This is a genomic window from Actinacidiphila sp. bgisy167, assembly GCF_965342175.1.
Lineage (GTDB): Bacteria > Actinomycetota > Actinomycetes > Streptomycetales > Streptomycetaceae > Actinacidiphila.
This window is the reverse complement of sequence record NZ_CBDRBL010000016.1, coordinates 20062-37521: the sequence shown is the minus strand read 5'-3', so window position 1 is coordinate 37521 and position 17460 is coordinate 20062. Positions and strand designations below refer to the sequence as shown.

Sequence of the window (17460 nt, the reverse complement as noted above, 5' to 3'; positions counted from 1 at the left end):
ACAATGACCGCTCAATCGAGTGGCGCATCGTCGGACCGCTTGCTCCCTGTCCGTGTCGTACCGGCTGCTGCACCAGCAGTGACCGCGTTCTTGCCGTTCGGTGTGGCGTTCTGACCGTTGCCCTTACCTCCGTCGTTCGGTTGCTGGAATGACTCCAGCGCCTCGAGGACATCCTGCACCCGGGTGATCTCGGCGTTGATGTCCTGGCGGCGCCGGCTGAGCACCTCGAGTTCCTTCTTGCCCTCGGCCACGATGCGCTCGGCCTCGGCGCGGGCCTCGCCGCGCACCCGCTCCGCCTCGCGCTCGGCCTCGTTCTTCTTCTGCTCGGCCCCCTTGAGCAGTTCCTCGGCCTTCTTCACCGCGGCGATGCGGACCTTGCTGGCCTCGGCGCTCGCGGTGGACCGCGTCTCCTCGGCCTTGGCCTCGGCGTCCGCGACCAGTTCGCGGGCCTTGGCCTCCGCCTTCTCCAGCTGCTCCGTGGCGGCCGCGACCAGCTTGTCCACCCGCTCGCCCGCCGACTTCATCGTGGCGGCCGACTCGGTACGTGCCCGCTCGTGGAGCTCCTCGACCTCGGCCTCGACGCGCTGCCGCAGCTCCTGGGCGCGCTCGCGGATGGCGGTCGCGTCCCTGCGCGCCTCTCCCAGCAGGGTGTCGGCGTCCGTACGGGCGCGCTCCACCATGGTGTTGCTCTCCGCCGTGCCCTCGGCGACGATCCGCTCGGCCTCCGTGCGGGCGGCGCCGACCATGGTGTCGGCCTGCTCCTCCGCGGCGGCGCCGATCTTCAGCGCCTCGCCCTGCGCCCGGGAGACGAGTTCGTCCGCCTGCTCCGCGGCCTCGGCGCGGCGCTTGTTGGCGTCCTCGCGCGCCTCGTCGCGGATCCGGTCGGACTCCGCCCGGGCCGCCTCGGCGTCCCGTTCGGCGGACTCCAGGGAGTCCTTGGCGAGGATGCCCAGCCGCTCCGCCTCCGCGCGGGCCTTGGTGATCAGCTGGTCGGCCTGCTGGGCCGCGTCCGTGCGGCGCCTGTTGGCCTCGTCGCGCGCCTCGTCCAGGATGCGGCGGCCCTCCGCCTCGGCGGCGACCAGCGATTCCTCGGCCGCGCGGCGGCGCTCCTCGGCGTCGCGCTCCGCGGCGTCGAGGGCGTCCTTGGCCAGGATGCCCAGCCGCTCGGCGTCGCGCTGCGCCTTGGCCACGGTCTCCTCGGCCCGTGCGTCGGCGTCGGCGCGCAGCCGGTCCGCCTCCTCGATGGCCTCGGTGAGCAGTCGGTCGGCCTGCTCCGCGGCCTCCGCACGCTGCCGGTCGGCGTCCGCACGGGTCTCCGCCCGCAGCCGGTCGGCCTCCTCGATCGCCTCGCCGACCGTGCGGTCGGCCAGCCGGCGGGCCTCGGCGGCCTCCTCCTGCGCCTCGCGGCGCATCCGCTGGGCGTCCTCGGTGGCGCGCTCGCGCTCGGCGTTGGCGTCCGCGTGCAGCCGGTCCGCGGCCTCCTGGGCCTCGGACCGCAGGCGCTCCGCGGCGTGCTCGGCCGCCGAGCGCAGGCCCGCGATCTCCTCCTCGGCCTGCTCGTGCAGCCCGTGCACCGAGTCCCGCACCTGCTGGGCGGTCTGCTCGGCCGCGCCGACCAGCTCGGCCGCGTGCCGCTCGGCCTCGCCGACCAGCCGCTCCGCCTCGGCGCCGGCCTCCTCCACCCGCTTGCGAGCGGCCGCCAGCAGCTCCTCGCCCTCGCGGCCGGCCTGCGCGCGCTCCTGCTCGGCCTCGCCGCGCGCCGCGCTCAGCAGCTCCTCGGCCTCCCGGCGGCGCCGCGCGGCCTCCTCCTGGGCGGCGGACAGCGCCTCGGCCGCCTCGGCCCGCAGCCGTGCCGCCGTCTCCTGCGCCTCGGCCCGCAGCCGGTCGGCGGTCTCCTGGGCCTCGGTGCGCAGCTGCTCCGCCTCGGCGGCGGCCTCGCCCCGCAGCCGCACGGCGAGCTGCTCGGCCTCGGCCCGGGTCTTGGACGCGTCGGCGGCGGCCTCGTCGCGCAGCCGCGCCGTCTCCTGCTCGGCCTGCTCCTGCAGCCCGCGGACCCGCTCGGCGACCTCCGTGCGCAGCGCGGCCGCCTCCTCGGCGGTCTCGCGGCGCAGCCGCTCCGCCTCCGCGCGGGCCTCGCGCAGCGCCTCCTCGGCGGCGGTGATGCGGCGTTCGGCCTCCTCGCGCAGCCGGACCAGATCGGCCTCGGCCTCCTCGCGCAGCCGCTGGGCGGCCCGCTCGGCCTCCTCACGCAGCGTCCGGCCGGCGCCCTCGGCGTCCTCCCGTACCTGCTCCGCCTGCTGCTCGGCCTCGGTGCGGATCTGCTCGGCCTCACCCCTGGCGCGCTCCAGCAGCTCGTCTGCCTGCTTGCGCAGGCTCGCGGCGCGCTCGATCGCCTCGGTGCGGGCCTTCTCCGAGTCGGCGGTGGCCTTCTGGCGGTGCTCCGCGGCGTCGGCCTTCGCCTTGGTCAGCAGCTCCTCGGCGGACCGGGCCGCCCCCTCGATCTGCTGCACCGCCTCGCGCCGCGCCTCGCCGCGGATGCGCTCGCCCTCGGCGACCGCCTCGGCGCGCAGCTGCTCGGCCTCGCCGCGCAGCCTGCGGGCCTCCTCCTGAAGCTCGACCGTCTTGGCGCGGTACTCCTTGGTGTCGTCCTTGGCGGTGCCGAGCAGCTCCTCGGCGGACTCCTCGGCCTGGCTGCGCAGCCGGTCCGCCTCGGTCTCCGCCTCGCGGCGGATGCGCTCGGCCTCCTCGCTCGCGGCGCGGGTGGTGGCGCGGGCGTCCTCGGTGGCCTTGGTGAGGACCTCCTCGGCGGTACGGGCCGCCTTGGCGAGAGCGGCCGCCGCGTCCTCGGCCGCCTCGGACCTCGCGGTCTCCTGCGCCTGGTCGCGCAGCCGCTCCGCCTCGGCCTTGGCGTCGGCGAGGATCTGCTCGGCCTCGGCCTTGGCGGCCTCCGCCTCCTTGGTCGCCTCGGCGACCAGCCGCGCGACCTCCGCCTTGGCCGTACGGGTGCGCTGCTCGTTGTCGGCGTCGACCGTGGCCAGCCGCTTGGCGGCGCTCGCCGCGGCCTCCTCGCGGAGCCGGTCGGCCTCGCTCTGCGCCTCGCGCAGCTTCTCCTCGGCCGCGCGCAGCTTCTCCTCGGCGGAACGCGAGAGTTCGCCGGCCTGGGCGCGCGCCTGGTCGGCGTCGCTCTGGGTGGAGGCACGCAGCTGCTCGGCCTGGGCGGTGGCCTCCTGGGCCTGGGTGGCCGCGGCGTTCAGCAGCCGCTCGGCGTCCGCGCGGGCCCGGCGCAGCAGTTGCTCGGCCTCGGCCCGGGCGGCCGCCGCATCGGCCTCCAGCCGGTCCCGGGCGCCCTCGGCGATCCGCTGGGCCTCGGCGCGGGCGGCGGCCAGCGCGGCCTCCGACTCGGCGCGGGTCTCCTCCATGAGCCGGCGGGCCTGCGACTCGGCGCGGGCGCGCAACTGCTCGGCCCAGGCCACGTTCTCGTTGACGTGGCTCTCGACGTTGCTGCGGCGCTCGGCCAGCTCCTCGTCCAGCCGGCGGCGCCTGGCGACGGCCTCGGCGTGCCACTCGGCCTCCACGCGGGCCTGGTGCTCGGCCTGCTCCTGCAGCAGCCGCTGGGTGGCCGCGCGGGCCTCGCGCAGCTCCCGCTCGGCGTCGGCGCGCAACTGGTCCGCCTGGATCTGGGCGTTGCGCAGCAACTGGTCGGCCTGGTGGCCGAGGTTGTCGTAGGCAGGGCGGCTCGCGAGGTTGCGGCGCGCCTCGTGCAACTTGGCGCGCAGCACCTCGACCTGGTAGCCGAGGTCTTCGGCATGCTGGACGACCTTGTCCCGCTCCTTGCGAAGCCGCTCCATCTCGGCCTCGAACTGCGAGAGGTGGTCGTCCTCAACCTCGTAGCGGTCGTAGCCCCGCACTGCGCGGTCCCATCCGTCTCCTGGTGTACCCACCCGCCAACCGAGTGAGATTCCCCGGGGCCCCGTTCACCGCGGAGCCTTCGGAGAATTGTGTCCGATCCCACGCCGAGGCGCGGGCAGGTACCCCAGCCCACCCCGGGGTCGCCAGGCCACTCTACCGGGGCGAGTCGCCTCCGGTCAGTGGTCTTCGGCCGAGGTGACCAGCTCGGTGAGCACTCCGTGGCAGTCCTTGGGATGCAGGAAGGTGATCCGCGACCCCATGGAGCCCCTGCGCGGGCTGTCGTACAGGACCCGCACCCCCTTGTCGCGGACGGCCGCCGCTTCCGCGTCGACGTCCTCGGTTCCGAAGGCGATGTGATGCACCCCCTCGCCGTTCTTGGCCAGCCACTTGGCGACGGGGGAGTCGTCGCGGACGGGCTCCAGCAGCTGGAGGTAGGAGGCTCCGCCGTCGGAGGTCTCGTTGATCTTGAGCATCGCCTCGCGCACGCCCTGCTCCTCGTTGACCTCGGTGTGGAACACCTCGAAGCCGTAGGTGGCACGGTAGAACTCGACGGTCGTGTCGAGATCGAAGCAGGCGATGCCGATGTGGTCGATTCGCGTCAGCATGACTCCAGTGGACGCCCGGTCCATGTGGTCACGCAACGTGCGCGCGATCACACTGTCCGCCGGGTGACCGCCGGCTCCACCCCTCAGTACATTGACAGCACCCTTGAGAACCGTCGTTAACCTTCCCTCCGTGCAAAGGGGCCGCGTCATGACCAGCCAGGCACGAACGTCCGTGATCGTCGCAGGTGCGCGCACCCCCATGGGGCGGCTGCTCGGCTCGCTGCGCTCCTTCTCCGCCGCGGAACTGGGCGCCGCCGCCATCAAGGCCGCCCTGGACCGGGCCGGCGTCGACGGCGAGCAGGTGCAGTACGTGATCATGGGGCAGGTACTCCAGGCGGGTGCCGGGCAGATCCCCGCCCGCCAGGCCGCGGTCAAGGCCGGCATCCCGATGGACGTGCCGGCGCTGACGATCAACAAGGTCTGCCTGTCCGGGCTGGACGCCATCGCGCTGGCCGACCAATTGATCCGGGCGGGTGAGTTCGACGTCGTCGTCGCCGGCGGCCAGGAGTCGATGACCAACGCCCCGCACCTGCTGCCCAAGTCCCGCGAGGGCTTCAAGTACGGCGCCATCCAGATGCTGGACGCCATGGCGCACGACGGCCTCACCGACGCCTTCGAGGACATCGCCATGGGCGAGTCGACCGAGAAGCACAACACACGCCTGGGCATCGGGCGTGCCGAGCAGGACGAGATCGCCGCGCTGTCCCACCAGCGGGCGGCCGCCGCGCAGAAGAACGGCCTGTTCGAGGCCGAGATCACCCCGGTGCAGATCCCGCAGCGCAAGGGCGAGCCGGTGCTCTTCGCCCAGGACGAGGGCATCCGCCCCGAGACCACGGCCGAGTCGCTGGCCAGGCTGCGCCCCGCCTTCAGCAAGGAGGGCACGATCACCGCGGGCACCTCCTCGCAGATCTCCGACGGCGCCGCCGCGGTCGTCGTGATGAGCAGGGCCAAGGCCGAGGAACTGGGCCTGGAGTGGATCGCCGAGATCGGCGCCCACGGCAACGTGGCGGGCCCGGACAACTCGCTGCAGTCGCAGCCGTCCAACGCGATCGCGCACGCCCTCAAGAAGGAGGGGCTGTCCGTGGGCGACCTGGACCTCATCGAGATCAACGAGGCCTTCGCGGCGGTCTCCGTGCAGTCCATGAAGGACCTGGGCGTGACACCTGAAAAGGTGAACGTCAACGGCGGCGCCATCGCCCTCGGTCACCCGATCGGCATGTCGGGCGCCCGCATCGTCCTGCACCTCGCCCTGGAGCTCAGGCGGCGCGGCGGCGGCGTGGGCGCGGCGGCCCTCTGCGGCGGCGGCGGTCAGGGCGACGCCCTGATCATCCGCGTACCGGGCGAGTAGCGGAGCGCCGGAGCGTAACGGCAGGAACCGGCAGGAAACGGCGAGGGGGCCGAAGGGGAGCGGTCGTTGCCCCGAAGGACGGGGCCCTTCCCGGCTACCGCCGGGAGGGCCCCCGGCGACGACTGAGCGAACCGGAGGCGAACCGAGCCCCTGAGGGGCAACAGGCAGCAAGGAGCGCAGCGATGGACGTCCCCACCCTGGTGGAGCAGGCACGGCAGGGCCGCCCGAGGGCGGTGGCCCGGCTGATCTCGCTGGTGGAGGGGGCGTCCCCGCAGCTGCGCGAGGTGATGGCCGCGCTCGCGCCGCTGACCGGCGGCGCGTACGTGGTCGGCCTGACCGGCTCGCCGGGCGTCGGCAAGTCCACGTCGACCTCCGCGCTGGTCTCGGCGTACCGCAGGGCCGGCAAGCGGGTCGGGGTGCTGGCCGTGGACCCCTCCTCGCCGTTCAGCGGCGGCGCCCTGCTCGGTGACCGGGTGCGGATGAGCGACCACGCGTCCGACCCCGGTGTCTACATCCGCTCGATGGCCACCCGCGGCCACCTGGGCGGACTGGCCTGGGCCGCGCCGCAGGCGATCCGCGTGCTCGACGCGGCGGGCTGCGACGTGGTCCTGGTGGAGACCGTCGGCGTCGGCCAGTCCGAGGTGGAGATCGCCGCCCAGGCCGACACCTCCGTGGTGCTGCTCGCCCCGGGGATGGGCGACGGCATCCAGGCGGCCAAGGCGGGCATCCTCGAGATCGGCGACGTGTACGTCGTCAACAAGGCCGACCGGGACGGCGCCGACGCGACCGCCCGCGAGCTCAACCACATGCTGGGGCTGGGGGAAGCCCGGCTGCCGGGCGACTGGCGCCCCCCGATCGTCAAGACCGTCGCGGCCCGCGGTGAGGGCGTCGACGAGGTGGTCGAGGCCCTGGAGAAGCACCGTGCCTGGATGGAGGAGCACGGCGTCCTCGCGGAGCGCCGGCTGCGCCGTGCGGCCCTGGAGGTCGAGCACATCGCCGTCACCGCGCTGCGCGAGCGCATCGGCGACCTCCACGGCGACCGCCGGCTGGGCGCGCTGGCCGAGCGCATCGTCGCCGGCGAACTCGACCCGTACGCGGCGGCCGACGAGCTCGTCGCGAGCCTCACCGAACAGGCCTGAGGCTCCGCGGCGCGGATGTCCGCCGTTCGCGGGCGCGGCCCGCGTGGGGGACCGGCCCCGCGCGCGGGCGGCGCGCAGGCCCGTGCCGAGGGGGGCGGGGCGCCGGCGCGAGCCGATCGGCCGCCGCGGGGTCAGATCTTGCCGCGCACCGCGCGCAGGCGCTCGGCGACCGGGGCGAGGGCCGCGCGCAGGGCCGCCAGGTCCTCTTCGGGGAGCAGGTCGATGAAGTGCTCGCGGACGGCGGCGACGTGGTGCGGGGCGACCTTGCTCATGGTCTCCCAGCCGTCCTCGGTGAGGACGGCGAACAGCCCGCGCCGGTCGGACTCGCAGTTCTCGCGGCGGACCAGGCCCGCCCTCTCCATGCGGCTGATCTGGTGGGACAGCCGGCTCTTGGACTGCAGGGTGGCGCGGGCCAGGTCGCTCATCCGCATGCGGCGCTCGGGCGACTCCGAGAGGTTCACCAGGATCTCGTAGTCGTTGAACGTCAGGCCGAACGGCTGCAGGTCCCGTTCGAGCTGGTAGGTCAGCAGCTTGCTGACCTCCAGGTGGATGCGCCAGGTGCGCTGCTCGTCGGCGGACAGCCACGGGGTGCCGGTCGGTGTCTCCATGCTGAAATCATACCCAGGAAGTTGAAATACGGATCAATCGAGTCGCGGCGCGTGCCGGTGCGGTCACAGACCGAAGCGGCGCTGGAGGTCCCCGAGCTGCCCCGGAAGTCTCGGCGCGCCCTGCCCCGCGCCGGGGACGCCCCCGCCGCCGCCCGGTACGCCGGCCTCGTGCGGGACCGCGCCCGTGGCCTGCTCGGGCATCAGGACCTCGCTCGACTGGAGCAGCACCTGCCCCGCGCCGACGAACTCGAACTGGTGCTCCTCGCCCGAGGTTCCGCCGACGCCGGTCAGCGCCCGCAGTCCGCCCAGGACGCCGCGCAGGTACCCGTGGTCGTAATGGTGGCAGGGGGAGGGGCAGTCCGCCCAACCCACCAGGGCCTGGGGGTCGACGCGGACCGGGGGCTCGACGAAGTGCACGGCGCCGTTGGAGGCCGCCACGAACTTCCCCGTGCCGATCAGGGTGAGGAAGCCCGGGATGATGGACTGCTTGAGCGACAGACCGGGCTGGAAGGCCAGCAGGTTGCCCGACCGGATGGTCAGGTTGCCGTCCTTTAGGTCGTAGGAGTTCACGTCGAACGCCCGGTCGGCGAGGATCATCTTGCCCTGGCCCTCGGCGACCACCCAGTCGGCGGCGTGCAGCGGGGAGTGGAAGTTGCTGCGGACCAGCCCGTCGAGGGGGCCGTGTCCGATGCCGTGGAAGGCGATCTGCCCGTAGTAGGCGATCATCTTCCCCTTCTGCAGGAACCACTGGCCCTTCAGGTCGACGCTGAAGGCGTAGGGGTTGACGTTGTCGTCGGCCGGCAGGGTGTACGGGTCGTGGACGACCGGTCCGGTGCTCACAGCTTCTCCTCACTCGCCTGGACGTAGACCGTGCCCTGACCCGACAGCTCCAGTTGGAAGGCCTCGCCGGAGCCGCGGCCCACCATGTCCCGCCAGCCGAGCGCCGTGGACAGCTTGTTGCGTACGTCGCCGCGGTGGGCGACGTACGCCTGGGGGTCGACGTGCACCGGTCGCTGCGGGGTGATCGGCAGCTCGATGACGCCGCCGTGCGCCATCACCGCGACCGCGCCGTGCCCTTGCAGGGTCGTGGTGAACAGCCCCTGGCCGGTGACCTGCCCGCGGATGACGCCCATGACGCCGCCCTGGGACCCCATGAACATCGTGCCCTGGCGCAGCGAGCCGTCGAAGGCCAGCAGCCGGTCCGCCTCGACGTACAGGGTGTCGCCGGTCAGGTCGACGCAGTGGACGTCATGGCCGCCGTGGCCGAACATCACTGAACCGTGGCCCTCGACGGTCATCAGGGGAGCGGCCTCGCCCGCGAGCCTGCGGCCGATCATCGAGCCGATTCCGCCCCGGCCGCCCTGCACATTGGGGGTGAAGGCGACCTGGCCGCGGTAGGCCAGCATGGCGCCGCGCTGGCTGAACAGCCGCTGGCCCGGCACCACCTGGGCCTCGACCATCTTCGAGTTGATGCGGGTGAACGGCATCAGACCTGCCCCCCGGTGGTGTTGCGCTCGCTCGGCTGCACATAGACCAGGCCGTCGCCCTCGAAGCGGATCTGGAAGGACTCGCCGCCGGACTCGCCGATCACCGTCCGCCAGCTGACGCCGGTCTGGAAGTGCTGCTGGAGGTTGCCGGTGTGCGCCACATAGGCGCCGGGGTCCACCTGCAGCGGCATCCCCGGGGCGACCCGGAGCACCACCGCCGGGCCGTCGGAGATGATCGCGGCCTGGCCGACGCCCTCCACCGTGGTGGTGAACAGGCCGTTGCCCTGCGAGGCGCCGCGCAGTCCGGTGAAGGTGGTGCCGGTGCGCAGCGCCGCCTCGGTGGCGAGCAGGTTGCCGGCCTCGACGTACAGCTTCTCGCCGTTCAGCCGCACGAGGTTGATCTCGCTGGCGCGGTCGGCGAAGTAGCAGGTGCCCTGGCCGCGTACCTCCATGACCTCCATGGACTCTCCGGTCAGCCGCCGGGTGACCATGCCGCGCAGTCCCTCGCCGCCCCCGGTCATCTTCTTGAAGCTCATCTGGCCCTCGTACGCGACCATCGAGCCGTTCCTCGCCTTGACGGCGTCGCCGGCCATGTCCACGGCGAGCACTTTGCTGCCCTGCAATCGAAACTGAGCCACGGGTCAGACCGTATCCGTCCGGGAGGAACCCGTCACGAGGTCGCACATGATGTCCTCCGGTTCCCTGCGGCGCTCCACCGGCGTTCCTCCTCCAAAGGCGGCTGCTTCGTCCGTCGGCGAAGAGGACGCGCCGGCGCCCTTCGGCGGTTCACCCTCTTCCGGCCGCCCTTCCCCCGGGGCCCCGGGGGAAGGGCGGCAGGCGGGCCGGGTCATAATGGGGGAAAGCGCTTGTGATCACATTCACAACGTCCTGGTCGCAGCGTGCCGCGTCCGCCGCAGCCCTGTCCCGATAGCGAGGTCCCGTGGACATCAAGACCGCCTCCGCCCTCAACCGGCTCCGCCTGGTCTCCGCCCCCGAGGCGGTGTCCTTCCTGATCCTGCTGGTCTGCTCGGTGCTCAAGCGCACCACGGACTTCAACGCCGTCCGGGTCATGGGGGCGATCCACGGCATCCTCTTCGTCCTCTACGTCCTGTTCTGGCTGGACGCCTGGAACCGCGCCAAGTGGCCGCTCGGCCGCGCCGCGCTGTACTTCGTGCTCTCCGTCCTGCCGACCGGCGGCTTCTTCGCCGAGCGCAGGCTGCGCCGCGAGGCGGAGGACAGCGTCATCGCCGCCCGCGCGCGCAAGGAGCTCAAGGAAGGCATGGTCGAGGCATGATCGTCGCCTTCTCCGTCACCCCGCTCGGCGTCGGCGAGGACGTCGGCTCCTATGTGGCCGACGCCGTCCGGGTGGTCCGCGAGTCCGGGCTGCCCCACCGCACCGACGCGATGTTCACCTCTGTCGAAGGCGCCGACTGGGACGAGGTCATGGACGTCGTCAAGCGCGCCGTGGCCGCCGTCGAGGCCCGGGCGCCGCGCGTCTCGGTGGTCCTCAAGGCCGATATCCGGCCCGGCGTCACCGACGGGCTCACCTCCAAGGTGGAGACCGTCGAGCGCTACCTGGCGCAGTAACCCATCGCACCCCGCCCGGGTGCGCGCTCCGCCGGTCAGTCGCCGGCGAGCGCGCTGCCCAGCGGGGTGCGCTCGTACAGCACCTGGTGGCCGTAGCGGCGCGAGGTGAGCAGGCCCGCCTCCCGCAGCACCGCCAGGTGCGCGGACACCGACGACAGGGCGAGACCGTGCCGGTGGGCGAGCGCGGTCGTGGTCGCGGGCTCGCCCAGGCCGCCGAGGAGAGCGGCGCGGTTGGCGCCGAGCAGACGCGCCAGGGCGTCGGAGGCGGCCTGCGGCGCCTGCCACAGGCCCCCGATGCCGCGCGCGGGATACGCGACGGTGCCCTGCCAGGGCGGGTCGAAGCCCGCCGCGACATCCGGCCAGACGAAGACGCTGGGCGCCAGGACCAGGCCGTCGCCACCCAGGTCGCGGTCGTGCTCCCGTGGCCTGTGCAGGGTGAGAGTGTCGTTCGCCCAGCTCAACGACGCGACGCCCGGGTCGCCGTCGGGGCCGAGAGGGGCCCAGGACGGGCTGCCCCCGTCAAATCGCTTGCCAGGAAACCGCGGGGCGTCGATATTCGCGCTGTGCTCTCTCGAATCCGCAGCCGCCGTCCACACACCACCACGCCTGCAGAGGACCACAACCGTGAGCTACACCGTCCGCGCGTTCACCCCCACTGACGAGACCTCCTGGCTCCACTGCCGGGTACTGGCCTTCCTGCGCACCGCGTACTTCGACGACGTCTCACGCGCCAAGCCCACGACGGCGGCGCCCGGCCTGGACCTGGTCGCCGCCGACGCAGCCGGCCGCGTCGTCGGGATCATGGACACCAGTGTCGAGGGAGACGTGGCGACGATCGACACCGTCGCCGTTCATCCGGACCACCAGCGCCGCGGCCTGGGCCGTGAACTCCTGGAGCAGACCCGCGACCGGGCACACGAGCTCGGCGCGGCCACCCTGGACGCCTGGACCCGGGACGACCCGGACACCTTGAGCTGGTACCGAGCGATGGGTTTCACGGAGAGCGATCACTACCTGCACGTCTACGCCAACCACTACCGCGACCCCGCGGAGCCCGGCCGAGCTGTCGCCGAGGCCCGGCCCGGGCTGCGAGCTCTCATGGTTTTCGCGCACGCCGGGCTCGCCGATGAGGAACGAATGCGACGGCAGTTCACCCGCGTCCACGTCTGCCGCCGCTTCGCCATGTCGCTCTGACCTGGTCCGCTTGCCGCCTTCCCGCCGGAAGGCGGCGAGCACGAGGCGGAGCGACCCGTACGTCGTGACGGCGGTGGCGGGTGGCACGGGGACGGCGGTGTGTGTGCTGCTGGTGCCGGCACGGGTGCGGCGGACCGCCTCCGGCGCGGTGTGAGCCGCCCGGCGCCGAGCGTGCGCCCGGGGCGCCGCGGACCGAAGGGGGTTGCGCGGCGCCACACGGCTCCGGGACCGGCACGCGGCGGCGGTGGGGACCCCCGGGCGAGCGGGTGCGCGGCCGGGGCGGTGCGGGCGCGGTACGGCTGGTGTGCGGCAGGGCGCGCACGGGCGGTGGGCCGGGGGCGGGTGCGCGGTGCGAGGCGGCCCCCTGGCCTCGTCGTGAGCGTCCCTGCGCCCGTGGGGCGACGCCCCTCGCCCGCCCGTAGTCGCAGACCGCCTTCACCGGTACGCCTCCGCCCGACCGTGCCGGCCGGCGGTGACTGCGCGTGGTGCGGTCGCGTGAGCGCACGCCCGCCGCGGTGCGGTGGGGCACCCCGCCGTGACGGCTCCTCGCATGGCAGCCCTCCCCAGGATGGCGGCTTACCAGGAGCGGGGTCCACTTGCCGGTGGCCGGCACACCTGTGGCCCTTCGGTGCCCGGAGCCCCGCGGTCGTGCCGTGGCGCCGGTGGGCAGTCCCGTCTTGCTCCGCAAGACGCGGCTGCCCAGCATATGACCGACGGGTAGGCTCGGGCCTGTGCCCAAGCCGCTGAGCCTGCCCTTCGACCCCATCGCCCGTGCCGACGAGATCTGGACCCGGCGCTGGGGGCGCGTGCCCTCGATGGTCGCGATCACGTCGATCATGCGTGCCCAGCAGATCCTGCTCGCCCAGGTGGACTCGGTCGTCAAGCCCTACGGTCTGACCTTCGCCCGCTACGAGGCCCTGGTGCTGCTGGCCTTCAGCAAGGAGGGCGAGCTGCCGATGTCCAAGATCGGCGAACGGCTCATGGTGCACCCCACCTCGGTCACCAACACCGTCGACCGCCTGGTGGCCGCCGGATTCGTCGCCAAGCGGCCCAACCCGAACGACGGCCGCGGCACACTCGCCTCCATCACCGCCAAGGGCCGGGAGGTGTGCGAGGCCGCCACCGAGGAGCTCATGGGGATGAAGTTCGGGCTCGGCGCGTACGACGACGAGGACTGCGCGGAGATCTTCGAGCTGCTGCGACCGCTGCGCATAGCCGCGGGGGACTTCCAGGAGTGACCCGCGCCACGGCACGCGGGGCCGGGGCAGGAGCCCCGACCGCACCGGTTACGCTCGTCCGCATGAAGCAGAGTGTTCTGACCCGGTACCGCGCCCTCGCCTATGTGACGGGTGTGCTGCTGGTGCTGCTGACCATCGGCGTCATCGCCAAGTACGTGCTGGAGATCGACGGCGCCGCGGGCTTCACCAAGGTCGTCAGCATCGCCCACGGCTGGCTGTACGTCGTGTACCTGGTCTTCGCCTTCGACCTGGGCTCCAAGGCGAAGTGGCCGCTCGGCAAGCTGGCCTGGGTGCTGCTGGCCGGGACGATCCCCACCGCCGCGTTCTTCGTCGAGCGCAAGGTGAGCCGCGAGGTCGCCCCGCTGGTGGTCCCCTCGGGTGAACCCGTCAAGGTCTGAGCCCCTTGACCTGCGCCTTTCTCCCTTCCCCCCGGGGGAGGGAGATTCGCCGTCGACAAGTACTAGGACGTCCAAGTATTTTTGCCCTGTAGGGGCCGTCCTCGTGCTGCGGGGGTGCGCCCGGTCGGCGAGAGAGGCGGAGACAGGGCATGGACGCTGCAGCCATCGAGGAGGGGCGCAGCCGCTGGCAGGCGCGCTATGACGCCGCCCGCAAGCGCGTGGCCGACTTCAGCACGCTGTCCGGCGACCCGGTCGAGCCGGTCTACGGCCCGCCCGCGGGTGCCGGCGTGCCCGGCTTCGAGCGCATCGGCTGGCCGGGTGAGTATCCCTTCACGCGCGGTCTGCACCCGACCGGTTACCGGGGCCGTACGTGGACGATCCGCCAGTTCGCGGGCTTCGGCAACGCCGAGCAGACCAACGAGCGCTACAAGATGATCCTGGAGGCGGGCGGCGGCGGCCTGTCCGTCGCCTTCGACATGCCCACCCTGATGGGCCGCGACTCCGACGACCCCCGCTCGCTCGGCGAGGTCGGCCACTGCGGTGTCGCCATCGACTCGGCCGCCGACATGGAGGTCCTCTTCAAGGACATCCCGCTCGGCGAGGTCACCACCTCCATGACGATCTCCGGACCCGCGGTGCCGGTCTTCTGCATGTACCTGGTGGCCGCCGAGCGCCAGGGCGTCGACCCCTCGGTGCTCAACGGCACCCTGCAGACCGACATCTTCAAGGAGTACATCGCGCAGAAGGAGTGGCTCTTCGCCCCGGAGCCGCACCTGCGCCTGATCGGCGACCTGATGGAGCACTGCGCGGCGGGCATCCCCGCGTACAAGCCGCTGTCGGTCTCCGGTTACCACATCCGCGAGGCCGGCTCCACGGCCGCGCAGGAGCTCGCCTACACCCTCGCCGACGGCTTCGGCTACGTGGAGCTGGGGCTGTCGCGCGGGCTGGACGTCGACACCTTCGCACCGGGGCTGTCCTTCTTCTTCGACGCGCACCTCGACTTCTTCGAGGAGATCGCCAAGTTCCGCGCGGCGCGCCGGATCTGGGCCCGCTGGATGCGCGACGTCTACGGCGCGAAGACCGACAAGGCGCAGTGGCTGCGCTTCCACACCCAGACCGCGGGCGTCTCGCTGACCGCCCAGCAGCCGTACAACAACGTCGTGCGCACCGCTGTGGAGGCCCTGGCCGCGGTGCTCGGCGGCACCAACTCGCTGCACACCAACGCGCTGGACGAGACATTGGCGCTGCCCAGCGCCCAGGCGGCGGAGATCGCGTTGCGGACGCAGCAGGTGCTGATGGAGGAGACGGGTGTCGCCAACGTGGCCGACCCGCTGGGCGGCTCCTGGTACGTCGAGGCGCTGACCGACCGCATCGAGGCGGACGCGGAGAAGATCTTCGACAAGATCAAGGAGCTCGGCGCCCGCGCGGTCCCGGACGGCAGGCACCCGGTCGGCCCGATGACCTCCGGCATCCTGCGCGGCATCGAGGACGGCTACTTCACCGGCCAGATCGCCGAGGCCGCCTTCGAGTACCAGCGCGCCTTGGAGAAGGGCGACAAGAAGGTCGTCGGCGTCAACTGCCACACGGGGTCAGTGACGGGTGACCTGGAGATCCTCCGGGTCAGCCACGAGGTCGAGCGCGAGCAGGTGCGCGTGCTCGCCGGCCGCAGGGCCGAGCGCGACGACGCGGCCGTCCGCAAGGCGCTGGACGCGATGCTGACGGCCGCCCGGGACGGCGGCAACATGATCGAGCCGATGCTGGAGGCGGTCCGCGCCGAGGCCACCCTCGGCGAGATCTGCGGCGCCCTGCGCGAGGAGTGGGGCAGCTACACCGAGCCCGCACGCTTCTGACGACGGACGCGGGGCCCGGGGGAATCAGGTGCTGTTCCCACCGGGCCCCGCGGTGCGCCGGGGGTGCCCTCCGGGCACCCCCGGGTCAGAACTGCTCGACGAAGTAAGGCTGCAGGGTCATCCAGCCGTTGCCGCGGGCGCCGTAGCGGGTGCCGTTGTCGCTCCGCGCCAGCGTGTACCAGGAGTCGACGTAGTCCGGGTCGTCGGTCCACCAGTCGTCCGGGACGGCGTCCAGGACGGCGTTCACCAGCGGGACGTAGACGCCCTGGTCGGCGATGGTCAGCAGGACCCCGGCGATGGCCTTGGCCAGTTCGCGGTAGTTGGTGCTGCCGTCGTCCTCCATCATCACGGCGTCGGCGAGGTCGTACTTGTACAGCGACCAGTTGACCAGGATCTGGTTCGGGCTGTAGGTCGTTCCGTCGTTGTCCAGGTACGGCATGTCGACGGGATCGACCCGCACGAGGCCGTCCTGGCCGAAGCCCGTGACGAGGGTGTAGATCTCCGCGTCCCCCTTGACCCACGGCTCCTCGTCGTCGGAGAGCCGGACCTGGGTGACGCGCGTGGTCCAGAAGCCGGCCGCGGCGGCAGCCATCGACGACGGGGCAGCGGAGCGCGGGGCGGACGGAGCGGAGGAGGCCAGGCCCTGGCGGTCGAGCTCTCCGCGGAGCACGTCCAGACCCGCGGCCAGCGCCTTGGAGCCGTCGATGTCGACGACGTACACCGGACGGGTGGGCGCGGTACGCGCGTCGAGGCGGTGGGCCCGGCCCAGGCTGTCGTAGGCGGTGACGGCGCTTGCGTCCTCGTCGGAAGCGGCCGCGGCCACCCACGGGGTGACGCCGGAGGCCAGCGCGCCGCGCATCGATTCGTCGCCGAGGCGCAGCCGCAGCAGGGAGCCGACGTCGGCGCCCAGGCCCTTGGCGGCGGCGATCCGCCGGTCGGCGTCGGCGAGCACCGGCCGCAGCCCGGGGCCGGCGAGGTCGGTGACGGCCACCTCGTCCGAGGCGAGCGCCGCGTCGCGGACGCGGGCGCTCCAGGATGCGTCGGAAAGGGAGCCGGCGATGGCGCGCGCCGCCTGGTCCTCGGCCACGGTGACGGCGGAGGACGGGGCATGGGCGCGCGGGGCGGCGGGCGCCGGGAGCGCGGTGGCGCTCTGGGCGGCCGTCAGGCAGATCAACGAGGCGGCGACGGTGGCGATGACGCCGCGCCGGGCGGGGTGAGGGTGTCTCACGGGGATCGATCCTCCTGGGGGCGAGCGTTCAACCGGTGCGCATACAGGGTGGAACGAGGGGAAGACCGGGCAACGGCCATGCGTGGCCGCCGGGTTGTCTATGCGAGTAGATGACCCGTCGGTAAGCATGACGGTGACATGCCATGCGGGCAAGGGGTGGAGCGGCTTTCCCCGGTGAGGACCGGGCGGACGCCCGGCGACCCCTGGGTCGGCGCGCCCGCCCTGGGACTAGGTAGGCGCGCCCGCCCCGAGGCCGCCCAGCAGCAGGCCGGTGAAGCGCGCCGCCCAGTCGCCGTCCACCGGTTCGCAACTGACGAGCGCGCGGTGCACCACGGCCCCCGCGATGACGTCGAAGACCAGGTCGACCTGCGGTGCGGGGTCGCCGTCGTCCGGCGGGATCTCCCCGCGCGCCTGGGCCCGCCGGCGGCCCTCGGCGACCAGCCGCTTCTGCCGGTCGACGACCGCCTGCCGGATCCTGCGCCGCAGCGCCTCGTCGCGGGTGGCCTCGGCGACCACCGCCATGAGCGCCGTCCTGGCGGCGGGCTGCTCCAGCAGGGCCGCGAACCGCAGGACCATGCCCTCGACGTCGGAGCGCAGGCTGCCGCGGTCGGGCAGGTCGAGTTCGTCGAAGAGCACGGCGACAGCGTCCACGACGAGTTCGCTCTTGTTCGCCCAGCGCCGGTAGAGGGTGGTCTTGGCGACGCCCGCGCGGGCCGCGACGTCGCCCATGGTGAGCCGGCCCCAGCCGAGCTCGACCAGCGACTGCCGCGCGGCGTCCAGGATCGCCCGGTCGGCCTCCGCACTGCGGGGGCGGCCGGTCCTTCTGCCCGTGGGGCGCGCGCACATGGCTGGGCACCCTATCCCCGTTG

At 73.0% G+C, this 17460-nt stretch carries 16 protein-coding genes and 1 pseudogene; 8 read left to right on the top strand and 9 right to left on the bottom strand.

Going from position 1 to position 17460, the window contains the following annotated elements; genetic code table 11:
• Positions 1-11 precede the first annotated feature (11 nt).
• Together scy and mce are read right to left on the bottom strand one after the other, a co-directional pair.
• Positions 12-3908: a polarized growth protein Scy gene (gene scy / locus ACRWND_RS09000; protein WP_431947807.1), complete on the bottom strand. Its 3897-nt coding sequence runs from the start codon at positions 3906-3908 to the stop codon at positions 12-14.
• A gap of 177 nt (positions 3909-4085) precedes the next feature.
• Positions 4086-4514, bottom strand: a complete 429-nt coding sequence (mce, locus tag ACRWND_RS08995; RefSeq protein WP_431947805.1) for a methylmalonyl-CoA epimerase — start codon at positions 4512-4514, stop codon at positions 4086-4088.
• 172 nt (positions 4515-4686) lie between these two features.
• Between mce and ACRWND_RS08990 the strand changes: the two genes are divergently transcribed.
• Together ACRWND_RS08990 and meaB are read left to right on the top strand one after the other, a co-directional pair.
• Positions 4687-5862 (top strand): acetyl-CoA C-acetyltransferase, encoded by a 1176-nt coding sequence (locus ACRWND_RS08990; protein WP_431947916.1) that lies wholly within the window; start codon positions 4687-4689, stop codon positions 5860-5862.
• 182 nt (positions 5863-6044) lie between these two features.
• Positions 6045-7001: a methylmalonyl Co-A mutase-associated GTPase MeaB gene (gene meaB / locus ACRWND_RS08985; RefSeq protein WP_431947803.1), complete on the top strand. Its 957-nt coding sequence runs from the start codon at positions 6045-6047 to the stop codon at positions 6999-7001.
• Positions 7002-7132: 131 nt separating this feature from the next.
• Here meaB and ACRWND_RS08980 read toward each other — a convergent pair whose 3' ends face one another.
• The 4 genes from ACRWND_RS08980 to ACRWND_RS08965 all read right to left on the bottom strand — a co-directional run bounded on the left by ACRWND_RS08980 (position 7133) and on the right by ACRWND_RS08965 (position 9734).
• On the bottom strand, positions 7133-7609 hold the full coding sequence (locus ACRWND_RS08980) for a MarR family winged helix-turn-helix transcriptional regulator (protein ID WP_431947801.1): 477 nt from the start codon (positions 7607-7609) through the stop codon (positions 7133-7135).
• Between the two features lie 63 nt (positions 7610-7672).
• A complete protein-coding gene (locus ACRWND_RS08975; RefSeq protein ID WP_431947799.1) occupies positions 7673-8449 on the bottom strand; it encodes an AIM24 family protein in 777 nt (258 codons plus the stop codon).
• Positions 8446-9096, bottom strand: coding sequence for an AIM24 family protein (locus tag ACRWND_RS08970; RefSeq protein WP_431947797.1), 651 nt, complete (start codon positions 9094-9096; stop codon positions 8446-8448). The genes ACRWND_RS08975 and ACRWND_RS08970 overlap by 4 nt, the downstream gene beginning before the upstream one ends.
• Positions 9096-9734 carry an AIM24 family protein gene (locus ACRWND_RS08965; protein WP_431947795.1) on the bottom strand — a complete coding sequence of 213 codons (639 nt, stop codon included), beginning with the start codon at positions 9732-9734 and terminating at the stop codon, positions 9096-9098. Before ACRWND_RS08965 ends, ACRWND_RS08970 begins: the two co-directional genes overlap by 1 nt.
• A gap of 302 nt (positions 9735-10036) precedes the next feature.
• On the opposite strand from ACRWND_RS08965, the gene ACRWND_RS08960 reads away from it, so the two are divergent.
• Both ACRWND_RS08960 and ACRWND_RS08955 read left to right on the top strand, forming a co-directional pair.
• Positions 10037-10390, top strand: coding sequence for a DUF3817 domain-containing protein (locus ACRWND_RS08960; protein ID WP_431947793.1), 354 nt, complete (start codon positions 10037-10039; stop codon positions 10388-10390).
• Positions 10387-10683 (top strand): MTH1187 family thiamine-binding protein, encoded by a 297-nt coding sequence (locus tag ACRWND_RS08955; protein ID WP_431947791.1) that lies wholly within the window; start codon positions 10387-10389, stop codon positions 10681-10683. Before ACRWND_RS08960 ends, ACRWND_RS08955 begins: the two co-directional genes overlap by 4 nt.
• Before the next feature lie 35 nt (positions 10684-10718).
• Here the strand turns inward: ACRWND_RS08955 and ACRWND_RS08950 are convergent.
• Positions 10719-11144 (bottom strand): annotated as a pseudogene (locus ACRWND_RS08950) (ArsR/SmtB family transcription factor); the annotation flags it as partial.
• 163 nt (positions 11145-11307) lie between these two features.
• Here ACRWND_RS08950 and ACRWND_RS08945 point away from each other — a divergent pair.
• From ACRWND_RS08945 to ACRWND_RS08930, 4 genes are all read left to right on the top strand, one after another.
• Complete coding sequence (locus ACRWND_RS08945; RefSeq protein ID WP_431947789.1) at positions 11308-11877, top strand: GNAT family N-acetyltransferase; 570 nt, start codon at positions 11308-11310, stop codon at positions 11875-11877.
• Between the two features lie 731 nt (positions 11878-12608).
• Positions 12609-13115 carry a MarR family winged helix-turn-helix transcriptional regulator gene (locus ACRWND_RS08940; protein WP_431947787.1) on the top strand — a complete coding sequence of 169 codons (507 nt, stop codon included), beginning with the start codon at positions 12609-12611 and terminating at the stop codon, positions 13113-13115.
• Positions 13116-13177: 62 nt separating this feature from the next.
• Complete coding sequence (locus ACRWND_RS08935) at positions 13178-13513, top strand: DUF3817 domain-containing protein (RefSeq protein WP_431947785.1); 336 nt, start codon at positions 13178-13180, stop codon at positions 13511-13513.
• Between the two features lie 149 nt (positions 13514-13662).
• Positions 13663-15363: an acyl-CoA mutase large subunit family protein gene (locus ACRWND_RS08930; protein ID WP_431947783.1), complete on the top strand. Its 1701-nt coding sequence runs from the start codon at positions 13663-13665 to the stop codon at positions 15361-15363.
• A gap of 85 nt (positions 15364-15448) precedes the next feature.
• On the opposite strand, the gene ACRWND_RS08925 is transcribed toward ACRWND_RS08930, so the two are convergent.
• Positions 15449-16591, bottom strand: a complete 1143-nt coding sequence (locus ACRWND_RS08925) for a DUF3103 family protein (protein ID WP_431947781.1) — start codon at positions 16589-16591, stop codon at positions 15449-15451.
• A gap of 228 nt (positions 16592-16819) precedes the next feature.
• Entirely contained in the window at positions 16820-17437 is a 618-nt protein-coding gene (locus tag ACRWND_RS08920) for a TetR/AcrR family transcriptional regulator (RefSeq protein ID WP_431947779.1), read from the bottom strand.
• Positions 17438-17460 lie beyond the last annotated feature (23 nt).